Below are 18,759 nucleotides of genomic sequence, written 5' to 3' on the forward strand. Positions count from 1 at the left end.
ACCCACACACCCGATGAAACGGCGCTGTCCCCATGTCCGACAAGAAGAGCAAGAAGCCGCAAAAGCTGAAGGCGCGCCTGCCGCGCGGTTTCACGGACCGTACGGCCAGCGACATCCGTGCGACCGATGAGATGGTGGCGAAGATCCGCGCCGTGTTCGAGCGTTATGGCTTCGATCCGGTCGAGACGCCGGCGTTCGAATATACCGACGCGCTCGGCAAGTTCCTGCCCGATCAGGACCGGCCGAACGAGGGCGTCTTCTCGCTTCAGGACGATGACGAGCAGTGGATGAGCCTGCGCTACGACCTGACCGCGCCGCTCGCCCGGCACGTGGCGCAGAACATCAACGAGATCGCGCTGCCCTACCGCACCTATCGGCAGGGCTGGGTGTTTCGCAACGAAAAGCCGGGGCCGGGCCGCTTCCGCCAGTTCATGCAGTTCGATGCCGACACGGTCGGCGCGCCGGGCGTGCAGGCCGACGCCGAAATGGCGATGATGATGGCCGACACGATGGAAGCGCTGGGGATCGCGCGCGGCGACTATGTGATCCGCGTCAACAATAGGAAGGTGCTGGATGGCGTCATGGAAGCGATCGGCCTTGGCGGCGAGGAAAATGCCGGGCGGCGGCTGACCGTCCTCCGCGCTATCGACAAGTTGGATCGCTTGGGGATCGAGGGCGTTCGGCAGTTGCTGGGCGAGGGTCGGAAAGACGAGAGCGGCGATTTCACGCCGGGCGCGGGGTTGGCTGTGGCGCAGTCAGAGGTCCTAATTAACACCATGTTCAGCGCGGGCATAATGGGCGAGAGTCTTTTCGAGAACTACAGCGCTGACATTCGTCCAATGACCGATATGAAAGCGGTCAACAAGACCGGTTCGCGCTTCTACGACAATATCTTACTCATCGACAGTCTAGCGTCCTCGCCTATCGCGAACGATGGGCTATTCTCTGCCTTTTCCAGTTTGCGGGATGCGTTCGAAATCATCGAGGAAAGCGGGTATGGTAGCAAAAGGATCATCTTTGATCCCTCCGTCGTCCGTGGCCTCGAATATTACACCGGCCCCGTCTACGAGGCCGAACTGCTGTTCGATGTCGTCAACGAGAAGGGCGAGACGGTGCAGTTCGGCTCGGTCGGCGGCGGCGGGCGCTATGACGGCCTCGTCAAGCGCTTCACCGGACAGGATGTGCCCGCGACCGGCTTTTCCATCGGCGTCTCGCGCCTGATGACGGCGCTCAAGAACCTTGGCAAGCTCGGCACGGACGAGATGGTCGCGCCGGTGCTGGTGACCGTCATGGACGGCGACACCGAGGCGCTCGGCCGCTACCAGAAGATGACGCAGGACCTTCGTGAAGCCGGCATCCGCGCCGAAATGTATCAGGGCAACTGGAAGAAGTTCGGCAACCAGCTCCGCTATGCCGACCGGCGCGGCTGCCCGGTCGCCATCATCCAGGGCTCCGACGAGCGCGAGCGCGGCATCGTACAGATCAAGGACATGATCGAGGGCCGCAAGGAAGCCGCCGCCATCGAGAGCAATGAGGCATATCGCGCCGCCCGCCCCGGCCAGTTCGAGGTGGCCGAAGGCGATCTGGTGGCCGAGGTGACGAAACTGCTGGCGGCGCAGGCGGGTGGGTGAATGTGCCACGGCGCAGTTACCCCCACCCTTCATCCCTCCCCTCAAGGGGGAGGGAAGACCTCGGCATTGCGCTCCAATATTATGAAGGTCGAGCCAGGCACAGCCCTTGATGAATCGGGCGAGATGCCTTGGTCCTCCCTCCCCCTTGAGGGGAGGGATGAAGGGTGGGGGTAGCGATGTCTCCGACGCGCGTAGAACGTTCTGCGATCAAGCGCGCCCGTTCGCTGCGCCGCGACATGACCGAGGGTGAAAGTCGCCTATGGTCTGAGCTGAAACAGTTCCGTGGCAACTACAGCGTCCACGTCCGCCGACAGGCACCGATCGGTCCATACATTGTCGATTTCGTCATCCAGTCACACCGCCTCGTCATCGAACTCGATGGTGAGCACCATGTCACCGCCGATGGCATGGCGCGCGATGCGCGGCGGGATGCAAAGCTCGCCGAATTGGGCTATCGCGTGCACCGGATCAACACCGGCGAACTGGACGAAAACCTCGATGGCTGCATTGAGACCCTTTTGCGGGAACTGGGCGTGACATGACACCGCGCCGTACCCCCACCCTTCATCCCTCCCCTCAAGGGGGAGGGAAGACCTTGGCATTGCACCCAGATCTGCCGAAGGTCGAGCCAGGCGCCGCCGTTGATCAATTGCGCGAGGTGTCTTTGTCTTCCCTCCCCCTTGAGGGGAGGGATGAAGGGTGGGGGTATTGCGAGACGGTGATGCCCACCACGGGAATTACCCGATGAACGCCCATCGCTCCTTTACCGCGCGGGCGGACATCGAGACCATCCTCGCCGGGCTCGGCGCGGCGCGCATCGACGTGCCGGTGCTGCAGCCGGCCGACCCGTTCCTCGACATGGCCGGCGAGGAACTGCGCCGGCGCATCTTCGTCACCCAGAGCGAGACGGGCGAAGCGCTGTGCCTGCGCCCCGAATTCACCATTCCCGTCTGCATGGCTCATCTCGCCGCGCAGAGCGGGCCGGCGCGGCACGGCTATGTCGGCACTGTCTTCCGCCAGCGCCGCGCCGGGTCGAGCGAATTCCTGCAGGCCGGCATCGAGGATATCGGCGCCGCCGACACGCTGGATGCCGATGCGCGCTCGGTGGCCGATGCGGCGACGATGATCGGCCGGCTGGGTGTGCCTGAAGGCGCGGTTGAAACCGTGCTCGGCGACCAGACGGTGTTCGATGCGGTGCTGGCAGCGCTCGGCCTGCCGGCCGGCTGGCGCCTGGCGCTGGCCCATGCCTTTGGCAGCGATGCGGCCCTTGCGGCGACGCTCGACCGGCTGTCGCGCCCCGCGCCGATGCCCGAGATGCCCGCCGCGATCGCCGATCCGGCCCGCGCCGGCGACCGGGCGGCGCTCGAAGCGGCGATCGCCGGCGAGATGCGCGCGGCGAGCCTGCCCGACGCCGGCGGCCGTGCCGCTACGGACATAGCCGGCCGGCTGCTGGCAAAGGTCGAAGCGGCTCAACATCTGCCAGACCCCGCAAGGCTGGACGCGTTGCGTGCCTTTCTGGCCATCTCCGCACCGCTCGCTGCGGCGCCCGATGCATTGGCGCAATGGCAGTCCGATGCCGGCGTCGACATTTCAGACGCCGTTGCCGCGCTGTCCGCCCGCACCGACGCGCTTGCCGCGCGCGGGCGTGATCCGCAGGCGATCACCTACCGGTCAAGCTTCGGCCGCCGGCTCGACTATTATACGGGGCTGGTGTTCGAGGTGCGCGCCCGTGACGGCACGGTGCTGGCGGGCGGCGGGCGGTACGACCGGCTGCTGCCGCTGCTGGGCGCTGAGGCGCCAACGCCCGGCGTCGGCTTTTCGGTCTGGCTCGACCGGGTGGCCCGGGCTGCGGGAGGGGTGTCATGAGCATCGCCACGCTGGCCGTGCCCTCCAAGGGGCGCTTGCGCGAAACCGCGCTGGAGCGGCTGGCGGAGGCCGGCTGGGACGTCGATCCGCCCGCCGATGCGCGCTCCTACCGCGCCACGGTCAAGGGCCGTGACGATATTGAGGTGGCGTTCCTGTCGGCCTCGGAGATCGCCCGCGAACTGGGCGCGGGCCGCATCGATGCCGGCATCACCGGCGAAGACTTGGTGCGCGAGGGGTTGGCCGACAGCGAGGATCGGCTCGATTGCGCCGCCCGCCTCGGGTTCGGCCATGCCGACGTGGTCGTTGCCGTTCCCGAAGCCTGGTTCGATGTCGAGACCATGGCCGATCTGGGCGAGGTGGCGGCGGGCTTTCGCGCCCGCCATGGCCGCCGGCTGCGGATCGCGACGAAATACTGGCGGCTGACCCAGCGCCATTTCAGCCAAGAGCACGGCATCCAGCTTTACCGGATCATCGAGAGCCTGGGCGCCACGGAAGGCGCGCCGGCCGCCGGCCAGGCCGACATCATCGTCGACATTACGTCGACCGGCTCCACACTGCGCGCCAACCGGCTGAAGGTGCTGTCGGACGGCGTGATCCTGCGGTCGCAAGCCTGCCTGTTCACCGCCAAACAAGGCGTGCCGCCGCACATCGCCGCAATCGCGGCCCGGCTCTCTGCAAACGGCCAATAAAAAAGCCGCGCCATCGCGTTGAGCGAAGTGGCGCGGCACATGACTTGTCCGGGCGATCGGGGAGCCCGTCAAAGCTGCCGGATTGCGGTTGATCGGGGGAACCATCGGACCGGCATGATCGGTTTACGCCACCGATCATGCCCGGATCACATTTCGTTAACTTTTTTGCCGGGCGTTTGTCCGCCTACCAATCGGTGGTGCCCGGCGCGCCCTTGACCGGCCCGGTGATCCGGCTTGTCACCCAGCCGCCGTAGAAATTGCCGGGCTGTGGTTCGACGCGCTCTCCGCCAACGAAACAGGCATCCATCGGTTCGGCATAGACGGCGAAAAAGCCCCTGATCGGCGCGAAGACCGGTGCCGGCCGAAGGTAGCACCAGGCCGCCCGTTGGGCGCGCTGCCCGCCGGCGACGATGTCGAAATAGCTCGCTTGGCCCTTCCATTCGCAAACGGACGTACCTTTGCCCGGCTGCAGGACGCCCTCGGCGAACCCGTCCGGCGGCAGATAGTAGGTCGGCGCGTGAAACGTCTCGAGCACGCGGTAAGCCTCGTCTGTCTCCGCGACGGTCTGTCCGGCAAAGACGATCCGGATGGTGTCGTCGACCCGCTCCAGCGCCGGCGGGCGCGGATAGTCTTCGACGTTCTCGATCACGCGCTTGGCCGGCCCGGTCACCGTCTGTGCCCTCTCATGTCCTGCGCCCGACCATCAACTCCGGACGAACGATCCGGTCGAAATCCTCGCCGGAGACATGGCCGCCGCCAACCGCTTCCTCGCGCAGGGTCGTGCCGTTGGCGTGCGCCGCCTTGGCGATCGCCGCCGCCGTGTCATAGCCGACATGGGGCGCGAGCGCCGTCACCAGCATCAGCGAGCGTTCGACCAGTTCCGCGATCCGCTCCCTGTCCGGTTCGATGCCTTCAAGGCAGCGCTCGGTGAACGATGCCATCGCGTCTGCGGCGAGCCGGATTGACTGCAGCACGTTGAGCGCGATCACCGGCTTGAAGACGTTCAGTTCGAAATGGCCCTGCGCGGCGGCCATGGTGATCGTCGTGTGGTTGCCCATGATCTGCGTTGCCACCATGGACAGCGCCTCGGCCTGGGTCGGGTTGACCTTGCCGGGCATGATCGAAGAACCGGGCTCGTTGGCCGGCAGGATCAGTTCGCCCAAGCCCGAGCGCGGCCCCGAGCCCAGAAAGCGGATGTCGTTGGCGATCTTGAACAGGTCGGCAGCCAGCGCGTTCAGGCTGCCGTGGAAATCGGTCAGCGCGGCGTGCGAGGCGAGCGCGGCAAACTTGTTGGGCGCGGTCTTGAAGGGCAGGCCGGTCGCCTCGGCAATGCGCGCGGCAAAGCCGGTCGCAAAACCCTTCGGCGCGTTCAGCCCGGTGCCGACCGCCGTGCCGCCCTGGGCCAGCGCATAAACGTTGACAAGGTCGTGGTCGATGCGCGTGCGCGACAGGTCCAGTGCCGCCGCATAGCCGGAAAACTCCTGCCCCAGGGTCAGCGGCGTCGCGTCCTGGGTATGGGTGCGGCCGATCTTGACGATATCGTCGAACTCTCGCGCCTTTTCGTTGAGGGCCGCAATCATCCGGTCGAGCGCCGGCAGCAGCCGGTCATGGGTCTCCAGCGCCGTGGCGATATGCATCGCCGTCGGAAACGTGTCGTTCGAAGACTGGCTGGCATTGACATGATCGTTCGGGTGCACCGGCACCTTCGAGCCCATCGCGCCGCCAAGCATTTCGATGGCCCGGTTGGCGATCACCTCATTGGCGTTCATGTTGGTCTGGGTGCCTGAGCCGGTCTGCCAGACGACAAGCGGGAAATGATCGTCCAGCGTGCCGTCGGCGACTTCGGCGGCCGCATCGGCAATGGCGCGAGCGATATCGGCATCGAGCACGCCGAGCGCCGCATTGGTCTCCGCCGCCGCCTTCTTGATCAGCCCCAGCGCGCGGATCAGCGGCACCGGCATCCGCTCGTCGCCGATCGGGAAATTGCCGATGGAGCGCTGCGTCTGGGCGCCCCAATAGCGGTCGGCGGGCACCTCGACGGCGCCCATCGTGTCGGTTTCGGTGCGTGTGTCGGCCTGGCTCATCGCGATCTCCTTCGATCGGATATGGGTGCGCGGGCTTCCCGTCCAACCGACGGTCGAACTTTTTTGTGAACGCAGCGTCATGCGTGATGCGCTTGCATCGCTGCGCCCTGCGCTTAAGTGATCGGACGCAACAAGCCGAAAAGGCAGAGGGGACACCATGGCCAGGACACTCGACGATTTCCCGATCACGCGGCATTGGAAGCCGCGCAATCCCGAACTGCTGCAGCTCTACTCCTACCCCACGCCCAACGGGGTGAAGGTGTCGATCGCACTCGAGGAACTGGGCGTGCCCTATGACGCGCACACCGTGCCGCTGGGCGAGACGACGACACCGGCCTTCCTGTCGCTGAACCCCAACAACAAGATACCGGCGATCATCGATCCCGACGGACCCGATGGCGAACCGTTCGGCCTCTGGGAGTCGGGCGCCATCCTCATCTATCTGGCTGAAAAGCATGGTGGACTTCTGCCATCGGACGCGGCGCGGCGCGCCGAAACGCTGCAATGGCTGATGTTCCAGATGGGCGGCGTCGGGCCGATGTTCGGCCAGTATGGCTTCTTCGGCGTCTTCGCCGGCAAGGAAATCGAGGATCCGCGGCCCCGCGAGCGTTACGTGAACGAGGCGCGGCGGCTCCTGGGTGTGCTCGAAGGTCGGCTTGCCGATGGCCGCGACTGGATCATGGGCGACGAGTACACGATCGCCGACATCGCGATCTTCCCCTGGGTGCGCGGCGCCAAGATATTCTACAAGGCCGAAGAGCCGTTCGAGATGGCCGCGCGGCCAAACGTCATGGCGTGGCTCGACCGCTGCATCGCGCGCCCGGCCTCCGGGCGCGGACTCGTCCAGCCGCCGGTCGAGTGATCGCGTCGGTGCCGGTTACTTGACCGTCAGCACCGCGCATTCGGCCAGTTGCGAGACCTTGTGGGTGATGCTGCCGACGAGCAGCGACCCGAAGTCGCCCAGACCGCGGCGACCCATCACGATCAGGTCGGCGTTCTCGGCCTTCGCATATTCGACGATCACCCGGCCTGGATCGCCGGGCTGAACGTGTGTAACGGCATTGTCGATGCCTTGCTCGCCGACGATGGCCGTGGCCTTCTCGATGGCATCGGCGCCGGCCTTTTCAAGTTCCTCGGCGCTTGGCGGCAGCGGCACGGCCGAATAACCGACCATCATCGTTTCGCTGGCCACTTGCGGCGTGTGGACGATGTGCAGCCTCGCACCGTATTTCGAGGTGAGATCGCAGGCGGCCTTGAGTGCCTCCTGCGCATGGTCCGAGCCGTCATAGGCGGCGATGATGGTCTTGAACATGGGAGCGCTCCGCGTTTTCGTCCGAGCCTGCCGGCAGCGCGCGGCGCTTGCATTGATCTCGATCAGGTCGGCCGTGCCGCCCCGGGATGCCGGTCAGCGCAGATTGACCATGGTGGCCACCGGGTTCGCTCCGAAATCGTGCAGAAAGGCGGCCAGCCGCGCCGGGTCCGGCGCGCCCGGTTCGCCATATTCGCGCGCATGGATGCCGTCGGAGACGAACAACAGGTCGAACCCGTTGTCCATCGCGCCCTTGACGTCGGTGGTCATCCCGTCGCCGATGGCAAGCACCCGGCTCCTGTCGGCCGTCGCGCCGATCTGCGCCAGCGCCGCCTCATAGATCGGCGCGTGTGGCTTGCCGGCGATCAGCGTGCGCCCGCCCAGAAGCCCGTACGCGCGGGCGATCGCGCCTGCGCAATAGACAAGCCGGTCGCCGCGCTCGACGACGATGTCCGGATTGGCGCAGATCAGCGGCAGGTCGCGCGCCCGCAGCCGTGCCAGAAGGTCGGCATAGTCGTCCGGCGTTTCGCGCTCATCGTCGCGCGGCCCGGTCACCACGATCGCCGACGCCTCGAAATCCTCGACAAGCTCGACATCGATGCCGTCGAAGATCGGCAGGTCTTCCTCGGTGCCGATATGGAAGATGCGGCGCGGGCCCTCGGCGATCAGCGTGCGGGTGACGTCGCCCGATGTCACGATGCCGTCATGGCAGTCCGCCGGCACGCCCAATCGCGCCAGCTGCGCCAGCACCTGCGCGGTCGGCCGCGGCGAATTGGTGATCAGGATGACGGTCTTGCCCGCCTTGCGCGCCCGTTGCAGGGCTTCGCAGGCGGCCGGCCACGAAACCACGCCATTGTGCAGCACGCCCCATACGTCGCACAGGATCGCGTCATAGCGATCGTGCAAAGCATCCAGCGTATCGATGTTGGCCATGGCCATGCCGCTCTCCGTCCTGCCCGACAACAAACCCGCCGGGCGCTTAACCCGGCGGGTCTTTCAAGTCACGGACTTTGCGGCGCTGGGGGCGATTTCAGCCCCTGCACTTGTAGTCGAACTGGTCGCCGGGCTCTTCCACCAGATCGATATTGGGGACGTAGCGAAGCGGGAAATACTGGTTTACCCGGAACAGGCCGTCGTCCCTGTTTGCGGCCGGGTGCATGTCGAAGATGCCCAGATAATTGAAGGAGGGCGCCAGATGGAAAAAGCCATCCAGATGCAGATAGCGCATGCCGTCGATCTGGAGTTCGTTCGGGATGTTGACCAGGCGTCCGGGATTGCGGGCGCGGGTTTGGTGCCGCCGGTATTCCCATTCGATTCGGCCGCGAATACGCCCGTTGGGGCGCGTTTCAACGCGGATCATCGTCGCCAGGAACCGGAAATCGAGCGCGCCATTGGCCGGGAAGTCGTCGCCGCTCCGTTGCCGCCTGGCCCAGTTGCCGTGAGCATAGGAGTCGTAGACGAGTTCGGAGATCGCATCGAGCTGGTTGCAGGTCAGGTCCTCGGTGCGGGTGGTGATGATGTCGCCGACCGAATAGAGATTGCTGACCGCACGGTTGTACTGCGTATAGATCGTGCCGGCGTCCCAGGTCAGAAACGCCATCGCCGCGAAGATCGGCAGCACGAACGCCATTTCCACGGAAACCGAACCGCGGCCATTGCGTGCGAACAGTCGGGCCAGCGCGCGCCTGCGCCGGATCGCTTGATATGTAGTGGAGACAATCGAACCCATGATCACGGCTCCGTCATGAATGTGATGCCGCTGCTCAGCCTGGCTGCCTGATCGCCGAACAGCAGGTCGGTGAACATGATCGACGGCATGTCCACCTGTGCTTCGACACGCATGATCGTCTCGCGCGGCGCCAGTGTCAGCTGGTCGGGATCGGACGTCGACCAGACCTGGTTCATGTCCTGATCGTAGCGTTCGATGGTGATCTGCAAGGTGCTTTCGCAGGTCGAAAGGCTGACTCGCCCGCAGATCGTTTCTCGATACCATTCCTCGATCGTCAGATTGCGTTGCTGAACGACGGTGGCGGCATGGTTGGTGCGCAGGTCGAACACCGCCTTTTCAACCGCGCGCTGCGTCGATGTGGACGCGTAGACGAAATAGCAGATCTCGAAGATCGCGATCAGCAGCCCAAAGAAGGCCGGCGCCAGCAATCCGAACTCGATTGCGGCAACCCCGTCCTTTTCCCTGACGATGAACGATCTGATGTGGCTGAGCATGGCCCCTGCTTCCCGATTTGCCGGACAGGCTACCCGCAAAGGGTTTCATTTCCGTTTTCGCCGACCGTTCAAGTTCGAACGGCTCGTTAAACGGGTATTTAGGTGTTTGCCTTAGATTACCCGCCAAAGCTGTGGCGCATGGTGCGGGCGGGATCGCCGCGCACCGATGCCGCAAGGAACGAGGCGAAGAAGATGAAAAACCTGTTCAAGCGTTTTGCCGCCGACGAAAAAGGCACGGCCTACATCATGGCGGCGTTCGCCGTCGTTCCGCTGTTCGGCATGACCGGCCTTGCGGTCGACTATACGAACGCGGTGCGCACCGAAACCCAGATCGAGACGGCGGCCCAGTCGGTGGCGCTGCATCTGGCCAAGCGGACCACGCTGAACCCGAACATTCCGGCCGAAGACCTGATCGCCGAAGGCAAGGGCCTGATGGCCGAGATGGTCAAGGGCCGCACCCTTTCCTACGACGTCTTTCAGGTCGATCCGTCCAGCGGATTGGTGCGTATCGTCGCCAAGACCAGCATCGACACGTACCTGATGCACCTGTTCGGTCAGGACGAGTTGACCGTCGTCGGCCGCAAACAGGCGCAGTTCGGCCGGCGTGATGTCGAAGTCGCAATCGCGATCGACAATTCCGGTTCGATGGGCAACTGGTCAGGCGGAAAGCGCATGATCGATGCGGCCAAGGATGCGACCATTGTCCTGATGGACGCCGCATCGGACGCGATGGACGATTTCGACAATGCGGACCTGCGGTTTTCGCTTGTTCCCTGGCACACCAATGTGCGGGTGCCTGAAGCATATCGCACCGACTCCTCGGGCAACGATGCCTGGTGGATCGACTGGGAAGGCCGCTCGACCGGTCATTTCAACTATCTTGCGCCCTACAACAATGACGGCGGCATGTATTTTGAAATGGGCCCTGGAAACAGTGGGGACCGGTGGCAACACCATGACCCGAGCCGTCTGGTTGACTATCTGCCGCTTGAGGGCGACGGCGACGGTGTAGACCTCGATGCCCTGCGCGCCCTTCCCGGCATCAACATCATAACACGCCGCGACGTCTTCAATCGCTTCTCCAACGTGGAATGGGCCGGCTGTTTCGAGCATCGCCATGGCGATTACAGGTTCGGATTTGACGCCCCAACGCTAGATGATGGGGACTCGCTCTTCGTTCCGCACATGGCGCCGGACGAGCGTGACGGATGGGGTGGCCGAAACAACTATATTTCGGATACCGGCGGCGACTCGAACGTGGGCGGCAATAAGGTCAACAACGAGCATTCGCGGGTGATGAATACGCCGAAATATGCCGGCGCGCCCAGCAATGCCTGGGGACTGGGTCCCAATGGCAAGTGCAATACGGCGCCGATGATTCCTCTGACGGACGATCGTGACGATCTCGAAGACGCGATCGATGACATGCAGGCCAACGGCAACACGGATCTCACGACCGGTCTTTCTTGGGCGATGCACACTCTGACGCCCTGGGAACCGTTCGATAATGCAGCCGACTTTGGCGAAGCGGAAAAGATCCTCGTCTTCATGACCGACGGTGACAACTGGCCGCGGAATCCTGGCCACTATGCAACCAGCTACTCCAGTCTCCAGTATCCGAGAGATGACCTGCTGGACAAGAACTTGCCGAACAGCCCGAGCCAGTGGCAGGCCAACGGCGTCTTTGACGACGCATCCAAGGAGTTCTGCACATCAATCAAGAACCTTGGCGTCAAGATCTACTTCGTTTATTTTGGCAACCCGAGCTCGGCCGCGACGCAAATCATGAACCATTGCGCGACCTCGTCCGAAACGGCGATCGCCGCGGCGGACTCTCAGGAACTCGAAGATGCCTTCCGCAAGATCGGCGACGATATCGGCAAGTTGCGGCTGAGCCACTACACCCCGCCCGAGGACTGATCGTCGGGTCCACAAAAACCATCCGTTCGGAACGGGCGCCTTCGGGCGCCCGTTTTCGTTCCGTGGCCCTTGACTCCGGATTTTCCCATCCTTATCTGACCGGCGCTAGCACTCTCTCGATGTGAGTGCTAGCGAACGCATCCGCGTTCCTGTCTTTGCAAGAAGATGTCATTCAACGCAATCAAGGGTAACGAAAATGGCAGAGATGAACTTTCGTCCGCTGCACGACCGCGTGGTCGTTCGCCGCGTCGAGTCCGAGGAGAAGACGGCCGGCGGCATCATCATCCCCGACACCGCCAAGGAAAAGCCGCAGGAAGGCGAAGTGGTCGCCGTCGGTCCGGGCGGCCGTGACGATGACGGCGATCTGATCGCCATGGACGTCAAGGCCGGCGATCGTGTCCTGTTCGGCAAATGGTCCGGCACCGAGGTCAAGCTGAACGGCGAGGACCTGCTGATCATGAAGGAAAGCGACATTATGGGCGTTCTGGGCTGAGCCGCGTCCCGTCGATCATCAAACGCAAATTGCATTGGGCACATTGCCCGGGAGTAGAAGATCATGTCCGCTAAGGAAGTCAAATTCGGCCGCACGGCCCGCGAGCGCATGCTCGATGGCGTCAACATTCTCGCCGACGCCGTGAAAGTCACCCTCGGTCCGAAAGGCCGCAACGTCGTGCTCGACAAGTCGTTCGGCGCGCCGCGCATCACCAAGGACGGCGTCACCGTTGCCAAGGAAATCGAACTGGAAGACAAGTTCGAGAACATGGGCGCCCAGATGGTGCGCGAAGTCGCCTCCAAGACCAACGACATTGCCGGCGACGGCACCACCACCGCCACCGTTCTGGCCCAGTCGATCGTCCAGGAAGGCCACAAGGCGGTTGCCGCCGGCATGAACCCGATGGACCTCAAGCGCGGCATCGATCTGGCCGTCAACGAAGTGGTCGAAAAGCTGCTGTCGAGCGCCACCAAGATCGCCACCTCCGACGAAGTCGCCCAGGTCGGCACGATTTCCGCCAATGGCGAAAAGGAAATCGGCACGATGATCGCCGAGGCCATGCAGAAGGTCGGCAATGAAGGCGTCATCACCGTCGAGGAAGCCAAGACCGCCGAGACCGAACTGGAAGTCGTCGAAGGCATGCAGTTCGACCGCGGCTACCTGTCGCCCTACTTCGTCACCAACCCTGAAAAGATGGTCGCCGATCTCGAGGATCCCTACATCCTGATCCACGAGAAGAAGCTGTCCAACCTGCAGGCCATGCTGCCGATCCTCGAATCGGTCGTGCAGTCGTCGCGTCCGCTGCTGATCATCGCCGAGGACGTCGAAGGCGAGGCGCTGGCCACGCTCGTCGTCAACAAGCTGCGTGGCGGCCTCAAGATCGCCGCCGTCAAGGCACCGGGCTTCGGTGACCGCCGCAAGGCCATGCTCGAGGACATCGCCATCCTGACCGGCGGCCAGGTGATCTCCGAGGACCTCGGCATCAAGCTCGAAAACGTCTCGCTCGACATGCTGGGCACCGCCAAGAAGGTCAACATCTCCAAGGAAGAGACGACCATCGTCGACGGTGCCGGCGAGAAGGCCGACATCGAAGGCCGTGTCGCCCAGATCAAGCAGCAGATCGAGGAAACCTCGTCTGACTATGACCGCGAGAAGCTGCAGGAGCGTCTGGCCAAGCTGGCTGGCGGCGTTGCCGTCATCCGCGTCGGCGGTTCGACCGAAGTGGAAGTCAAGGAGCGCAAGGACCGCGTCGACGACGCGCTGAACGCAACCCGCGCCGCCGTCGAAGAGGGCATCGTGCCCGGTGGCGGCACCGCGCTGCTGCGCGCCTCCAAGACGATCAGCGCCAAGGGCGAGAATGCCGACCAGGAAGCGGGCATCAACATCATCCGCCGCGCCCTGCAGGCACCGGCTCGCCAGATTGCCACCAATGCGGGCGCCGAAGCTTCGATCATCGCCGGCAAGATCCTCGAAAGCGATGACGACAAGTTCGGCTACAACGCGCAGACCGGCGAGTTCGGCGACATGGTCGCCATGGGCATCGTCGATCCGGTCAAGGTCGTGCGCACCGCGCTCGAAGACGCCGGTTCGGTTGCGGGCCTGCTGATCACCACCGAGGCGATGATCGCCGATGCGCCCAAGAAGGAATCGGGGGCTCCGGCCGGCGGCGGCATGCCCGACATGGGCGGCATGGGCATGATGTAATTATGCCCGAAATGGCCGCCCGCGACTGAAAAGCGTTCGGGCCCGGCAAGCGGGCCCGAATGGCGGCATGGGCATGATGTAAGCCACCCGGCTTGCAGCATCAGCTTTTGAAGGCGGGGAGCGATCCCCGCCTTTCTCGTCTTGGCCATGCAGATCTGCATGGCAGCCGGACGCCAGCCTGTGTTGCATTGCACACAGGATGCTGTAGGAGGGCACATCCCCTGATCGCCTTCCCCGGATTGCTTGTTTCATGAAAGCCACCCTGGCAGCCCTGGCCGGGCGCATGTCGTTTGCCGACACTGTCCCGCACACACCGCCCGCGCTGACGCCGTCGCGCATCAAGACCGAGCTTCTGTCCGGCCTGACCGTGGCGCTCGCGCTCGTTCCCGAAGCGGTCGCCTTTGCCTTTGTGGCTGGCGTTCATCCGCTGGTCGGGCTCTATGCGGCGTTCATCGTCGGCCTGATCACCGCGGTGATGGGCGGCCGGCCGGGCATGATCTCCGGCGCCACGGGCGCGCTCGCCGTGGTGATGGTGTCGCTGGTCGCCCAGCATGGCGTCGAATATCTGTTCGCCGCCGTTGTGCTCATGGGCATCATTCAAATCCTCGCCGGCCTTTTTCATCTCGGCAAGTTCATTCGCCTGGTGCCGCATCCGGTCATGCTCGGTTTCGTCAACGGGCTGGCGATCGTCATCTTCATGGCGCAATTGACCCAGTTCAAGGTGCCTGGGCCCGGCGGCGGCCAGGTCTGGATGACCGGCTGGCCGCTCGCCCTGATGCTGGGCCTCGTCGCGCTGACGATGGCGCTCATCTGGATCGTGCCGAAACTGACAAAGGCGGTGCCGGCGCCGCTCGCGGGCATCGCGGTCGTCGCCACGCTGGTCATCGTCTTCGGCATCGATGTGCCGCGCGTCGGCGATCTCGCCTCGATCGAGGGCGGGCTGCCGCAGTTTCACCTGCCGGCCGTGCCGCTGACGCTCGAAACGCTGCGGATCGTCCTGCCCTATGCGCTGATCCTCGCCGCCATCGGACTGATCGAGAGCCTTCTGACGCTGAACCTCGTCGGCGAGATCACCGGCCAGCGCGGCGGCGCATCCAAGGAATGCGTCGCCCAGGGCACGGCCAACACCGTGACCGGCTTTTTCGGCGGCATGGGCGGCTGCGCGATGATCGGCCAGTCGATGATCAATGTGAAATCGGGCGGACGGACGCGTCTGTCGGGCATTTCGGCGGCGCTGTTCCTGCTTGCCTTCATCCTCGTCGGCTCGTCGCTGATCGAGCAGATCCCGCTGGCCGCGCTCGTCGGCGTCATGTTCATGGTCGTCATCGGCACGTTTGCCTGGCAGAGCCTGACCATTTTGCGCCGCATCCCGGCGACCGACGCGTTCGTCATCTTTCTGGTCACCATCGTCACCGTCCTGACCGACCTGGCCATCGCGGTGATCGTCGGCGTCATCGTCTCGGCGCTTGCCTATGCCTGGAGCAACGCCACGCGCATCCGCGCGACGACCCACGTCACGCCCGAAGGCGCCAAGACCTACCAGATCGAGGGTCCGCTGTTCTTCGGCTCCGCCGACGGCTTTGTCGAACTGTTCGATCCGGAAAACGATCCGGTACTCGTCACCGCCGATTTCATGAACAGCCGGGTCGCCGACCAGTCGGCCCTGCAGGCGATCGAGCAGATTGCCGCGCGGTATGAGGCCGCCGGCAAGACGCTGCAATTGCGGCACCTGTCGCGCGACTGTCATCAGCTTTTGAACCGCGCCGGCCAGCTCATGGTCGATTCCGACGACGATCCCGATTACGGCGTCGCGGTCAACTATGGCGTCAGGATCGGGTCACTGGGCGGCGGGCATTGACGCGGCGGCGTCGACGGTTTCGATGAGAATTGCGATGTCCGGCGCGTGCGCATCGAGCGCCGCCAAGCCTTTCGGACTGAGCGTATAGACGCCGGTACCGGCGCGTTCGAACCAGCCATAATGGTCGTCATACATGATCGGGCGGGCGCGCCGCACGCCGGTCAGCCGCGCCACCTCGGCGGCCTTGGTCGGCCCGTTCTCGCCAAGGCACCGGGCGCAGCGCAGTGCATCCTGCCGGTAGGCCGTCATCAGCGTACGCCGCGTCATGCCGCCCTCGTTGGGGTCGCCGACCCGTCGCGCAAACTCTTTGAGAAGCCGCGCCTTCTTCGGCCTTGAGGGCCGGGGCCGGTAGGGGGCAGGGTCTTCGTGAATCTCGGCCAGCCCATCGGCCAGCCGCACGGTGATCAGGCCAAGGCCCAGCCGCCGGCACAGTTTGCGGTTCTGCTTGAGCGCCTTCAGGAACGGCCGGCCTTCGCCGCGCGGCACGGCGACATAGACATGGTCGGTCATCGCCTGCCGCTCGATCGCCTGATGGAAAAGCGACAGCGAGAACGCGGTTTTCAGTTCGACAATGACCGGGTCTTCGTCGCCGCGCACGGCGACGATATCGGCCGCGCCGACTTCGCCCTTGACCTCATAGCCCTGGCCTTCAAGCAGCCGCTTGATGGGAGCGTAGAGCTCGGTTTCCCTGATTCGCGCCGCCATGCATGATTGATAGCACAGCGTGCAACCTCACCCCCAGTCGAGCACCACCTTGCCGCTTTGGCCCGAACGCATGATTGCGAACCCGTCCTTGAAATCCTCGGCGGAAAAGCGGTGCGTGATGACTTGCGACACGTCGAGCCCGTTCTCCAGCATGGCGATCATCTTGTACCAGGTCTCGAAGATCTCCCGGCCGTATACGCCCTTGATGGTAATCGCCTTGAAGACGATGCGGGACCAATCGACCGGCGACTTGCCCGGCGGAATGCCGAGCATGGCGATGTGGCCGCCCATCACAAGGGCTTCGACCATCTGGTCGAGCGCGGCTTGCGATCCGCTCATTTCGAGCCCGACATCGAAGCCTTCCTTCATGCCCAGACCATCGGCGACCGATTGGAGATCGGTCTCGGCCACGTTCACCGGCACCACGTCGGCGACCCGGCCTGCGAGCGCCAGCCGGTCCTCATTGATATCGGTGATCACCACATGGCGCGCGCCGATATGCCGGGCCACCGCGCCGGCCATGATGCCGATCGGCCCGGCGCCGGTGATCAGCACATCTTCGCCCACCAGATCGAAGGACAGCGCCGTGTGCACAGCATTGCCGAGCGGATCGAGGATCGCCCCGATATCGTCGGACACCGCATCGGGCAGAGGCACGACATTGAAGGCCGGCAGCCGCAGATAGTCGGCGAAGGCGCCTTGTTCGTTGACGCCGATGCCTCGGGTTTCAGGATCGAGGTGGAACCGGCCGGCGCGGCTCGCCCGGCTGTGCTTGCCGACCAGATGGCCTTCGCCCGACACGCGCTGGCCGATTTCCAGATCGTCCACGTTTGCGCCCAGCTCGACGATTTCGCCCGCGAACTCGTGGCCGGTGACGAGCGGCACGGGCACCGTCTTCTCTGCCCACGCATCCCAGTTCCAGATATGGATGTCGGTGCCGCAAATGCCGGTCTTGTTGATGCGGATCAGGACATCGTCCGGCCCGATCTCCGGCACCGGCAGGCGCTGCATCTCAAGGCCGGGACCCGCATGGGCCTTGACCAGCGCCCTCATCATGTTGGGCCGCTCCGTCATGACAGCACGCCCGTCGCCTTGCCGGCCCGCTCGAACGCGCCGAGCGCGCTGTCCAGATCGTCGCGCGACAGCGCCGCGTTCATCTGCGTGCGAATGCGCGCCTTGCCCTTGGGCACGACCGGGAAGAAGAAACCCGAAACATAGACGCCTTGCTCGAACAGGGCAGCCGCCATGTCCTGCGCCAGACGGGCTTCGCCGAGCATCACCGGCACGATCGGATGTTCGCCGGGCAAAAGCTCAAATCCCAGATCGGTCAGCCCGGCGCGCCAATGGGCGGTGTTGCCGAACAGTTGCGTGCGCAAATCGTCGGCCTTTTCGACCAGATCGATGGCGGCGATGCCCGCCGCGACGACCGCCGGCGGCAGCGAGTTGGAGAACAGGTAGGGCCGGGCGCGCTGGCGCAGCATGCCGATCACCGCCTGCGGGCCGGCAATGTAGCCGCCGATCGCCCCGCCCAACGCCTTGCCGAGCGTGCCGGTCAGGATATCGACCTTATTGGCGACGTTGAAATGGGCGTGCGTGCCGCGCCCCTGCGGCCCCATGAAACCGGTGGCGTGGCAATCGTCGACCATCACCAGCGCATCGTGGCGTTCGGCGAGCGCCACGATTTCAGGCAGCCGGGCCAGATAGCCGTCCATGGAAAAGACGCCGTCGGTGGCGATCATGACGAAGCGCGCGCCGTCGGCCCGTGCCGCTTTCAATTGCGCTTCCAGATCGTCCATGTCCGAATTGGCGTAGCGGTAGCGCCTCGCCTTGCACAGGCGAATGCCATCGATGATCGAGGCATGGTTGAGCGCGTCCGAGACGATCGCGTCCTCAGGCCCGAGCAGCGGCTCGAACAGCCCGCCATTGGCATCGAAACAGGCGGCAAACAGGATCGCATCGTCCTTGCCGAGGAACGCCGCGAGACGCCGCTCCAGCGCCCGGTGCAGATCCTGCGTGCCGCAGATGAAGCGCACGCTCGCCATGCCGTAACCGTGATCGTCCATCGCCGTCTTGGCGGCATCGATCAGCGCCGGATGATCGGCAAGGCCGAGATAATTGTTGGCGCACAGATTGATGACATCCCGGTCGCCGACGGCGATATGGCCGCCCTGCGGCGAGGTGATCTCGCGCTCGCGCTTCAAGAGGCCGTCGGCCTCCATTGCGGCAAGGCTTTCCTCGAGATGCGCAAGAAACGGCGTTGCCATGGTCAACTCCTCC

18 protein-coding genes are annotated in these 18,759 nt (G+C 64.5%); 9 read left to right on the plus strand and 9 right to left on the minus strand.

What is annotated here, in order from left to right; all coding sequences use genetic code 11:
- Nucleotides 1-32: 32 nt before the first annotated feature.
- From hisS to hisG, 4 genes are all read left to right on the plus strand, one after another.
- Nucleotides 33-1,631 carry a histidine--tRNA ligase gene (gene hisS, locus ACOQOU_RS11785; protein WP_306026127.1) on the plus strand — a complete coding sequence of 533 codons (1,599 nt, stop codon included), beginning with the start codon at nt 33-35 and terminating at the stop codon, nt 1,629-1,631.
- A gap of 176 nt (nt 1,632-1,807) precedes the next feature.
- The gene (locus ACOQOU_RS11790) at nt 1,808-2,173 is read left to right on the plus strand and encodes an endonuclease domain-containing protein (RefSeq protein WP_306026128.1); all 366 of its coding nucleotides are present in this window, start codon (nt 1,808-1,810) and stop codon (nt 2,171-2,173) included.
- 202 nt (nt 2,174-2,375) lie between these two features.
- On the plus strand, nt 2,376-3,497 hold the full coding sequence (locus ACOQOU_RS11795; RefSeq protein ID WP_306026129.1) for an ATP phosphoribosyltransferase regulatory subunit: 1,122 nt from the start codon (nt 2,376-2,378) through the stop codon (nt 3,495-3,497).
- Nucleotides 3,494-4,186, plus strand: a complete 693-nt coding sequence (gene hisG, locus ACOQOU_RS11800; protein ID WP_306026130.1) for an ATP phosphoribosyltransferase — start codon at nt 3,494-3,496, stop codon at nt 4,184-4,186. Before ACOQOU_RS11795 ends, hisG begins: the two co-directional genes overlap by 4 nt.
- Before the next feature lie 184 nt (nt 4,187-4,370).
- Here hisG and ACOQOU_RS11805 read toward each other — a convergent pair whose 3' ends face one another.
- A complete protein-coding gene (locus ACOQOU_RS11805; protein ID WP_306026131.1) occupies nt 4,371-4,856 on the minus strand; it encodes a DUF427 domain-containing protein in 486 nt (161 codons plus the stop codon).
- Nucleotides 4,857-4,869: 13 nt separating this feature from the next.
- Complete coding sequence (gene fumC / locus ACOQOU_RS11810; protein WP_109767864.1) at nt 4,870-6,270, minus strand: class II fumarate hydratase; 1,401 nt, start codon at nt 6,268-6,270, stop codon at nt 4,870-4,872.
- Nucleotides 6,271-6,427: 157 nt separating this feature from the next.
- Between fumC and ACOQOU_RS11815 the strand changes: the two genes are divergently transcribed.
- Nucleotides 6,428-7,132 (plus strand): glutathione S-transferase family protein, encoded by a 705-nt coding sequence (locus tag ACOQOU_RS11815; RefSeq protein ID WP_306026132.1) that lies wholly within the window; start codon nt 6,428-6,430, stop codon nt 7,130-7,132.
- A 15-nt stretch (nt 7,133-7,147) separates the two neighbouring features.
- On the opposite strand, the gene ACOQOU_RS11820 is transcribed toward ACOQOU_RS11815, so the two are convergent.
- The 4 genes from ACOQOU_RS11820 to ACOQOU_RS11835 form a co-directional block, all read right to left on the minus strand.
- The gene (locus tag ACOQOU_RS11820) at nt 7,148-7,582 is read right to left on the minus strand and encodes a universal stress protein (protein ID WP_109767821.1); all 435 of its coding nucleotides are present in this window, start codon (nt 7,580-7,582) and stop codon (nt 7,148-7,150) included.
- A 93-nt stretch (nt 7,583-7,675) separates the two neighbouring features.
- On the minus strand, nt 7,676-8,512 hold the full coding sequence (locus ACOQOU_RS11825) for a TIGR01459 family HAD-type hydrolase (protein WP_109767866.1): 837 nt from the start codon (nt 8,510-8,512) through the stop codon (nt 7,676-7,678).
- A gap of 97 nt (nt 8,513-8,609) precedes the next feature.
- Nucleotides 8,610-9,308: a TadE/TadG family type IV pilus assembly protein gene (locus tag ACOQOU_RS11830; RefSeq protein WP_158585153.1), complete on the minus strand. Its 699-nt coding sequence runs from the start codon at nt 9,306-9,308 to the stop codon at nt 8,610-8,612.
- 2 nt (nt 9,309-9,310) lie between these two features.
- The gene (locus ACOQOU_RS11835; RefSeq protein WP_109767823.1) at nt 9,311-9,802 is read right to left on the minus strand and encodes a TadE/TadG family type IV pilus assembly protein; all 492 of its coding nucleotides are present in this window, start codon (nt 9,800-9,802) and stop codon (nt 9,311-9,313) included.
- A 192-nt stretch (nt 9,803-9,994) separates the two neighbouring features.
- Between ACOQOU_RS11835 and ACOQOU_RS11840 the strand changes: the two genes are divergently transcribed.
- From ACOQOU_RS11840 to ACOQOU_RS11855, 4 genes are all read left to right on the plus strand, one after another.
- Nucleotides 9,995-11,722, plus strand: a complete 1,728-nt coding sequence (locus ACOQOU_RS11840) for a pilus assembly protein TadG-related protein (protein ID WP_306026133.1) — start codon at nt 9,995-9,997, stop codon at nt 11,720-11,722.
- A 196-nt stretch (nt 11,723-11,918) separates the two neighbouring features.
- On the plus strand, nt 11,919-12,215 hold the full coding sequence (gene groES / locus ACOQOU_RS11845) for a co-chaperone GroES (RefSeq protein ID WP_109767825.1): 297 nt from the start codon (nt 11,919-11,921) through the stop codon (nt 12,213-12,215).
- A gap of 63 nt (nt 12,216-12,278) precedes the next feature.
- The gene (groL, locus tag ACOQOU_RS11850) at nt 12,279-13,919 is read left to right on the plus strand and encodes a chaperonin GroEL (RefSeq protein ID WP_109767826.1); all 1,641 of its coding nucleotides are present in this window, start codon (nt 12,279-12,281) and stop codon (nt 13,917-13,919) included.
- A 250-nt stretch (nt 13,920-14,169) separates the two neighbouring features.
- The gene (locus ACOQOU_RS11855) at nt 14,170-15,777 is read left to right on the plus strand and encodes a SulP family inorganic anion transporter (protein WP_420578720.1); all 1,608 of its coding nucleotides are present in this window, start codon (nt 14,170-14,172) and stop codon (nt 15,775-15,777) included.
- Here the strand turns inward: ACOQOU_RS11855 and ACOQOU_RS11860 are convergent.
- The 3 genes from ACOQOU_RS11860 to ACOQOU_RS11870 are packed head-to-tail and all read right to left on the minus strand — an operon-like array spanning nt 15,757 to nt 18,746.
- A complete protein-coding gene (locus ACOQOU_RS11860; protein WP_293491885.1) occupies nt 15,757-16,482 on the minus strand; it encodes a DUF2161 domain-containing phosphodiesterase in 726 nt (241 codons plus the stop codon). The genes ACOQOU_RS11855 and ACOQOU_RS11860 overlap by 21 nt on opposite strands.
- 27 nt (nt 16,483-16,509) lie before the next feature.
- A complete protein-coding gene (gene tdh / locus ACOQOU_RS11865; RefSeq protein WP_306026134.1) occupies nt 16,510-17,556 on the minus strand; it encodes an L-threonine 3-dehydrogenase in 1,047 nt (348 codons plus the stop codon).
- A complete protein-coding gene (locus tag ACOQOU_RS11870; protein ID WP_306026135.1) occupies nt 17,553-18,746 on the minus strand; it encodes a glycine C-acetyltransferase in 1,194 nt (397 codons plus the stop codon). The genes tdh and ACOQOU_RS11870 overlap by 4 nt, the downstream gene beginning before the upstream one ends.
- Between the last annotated feature and the right edge of the window lie 13 nt (nt 18,747-18,759).

The organism is Oceaniradius stylonematis (assembly GCF_965223445.1).
In the GTDB taxonomy this organism is placed as follows: Bacteria; Pseudomonadota; Alphaproteobacteria; order Rhizobiales; family Rhizobiaceae; genus Roseitalea; species Roseitalea stylonematis.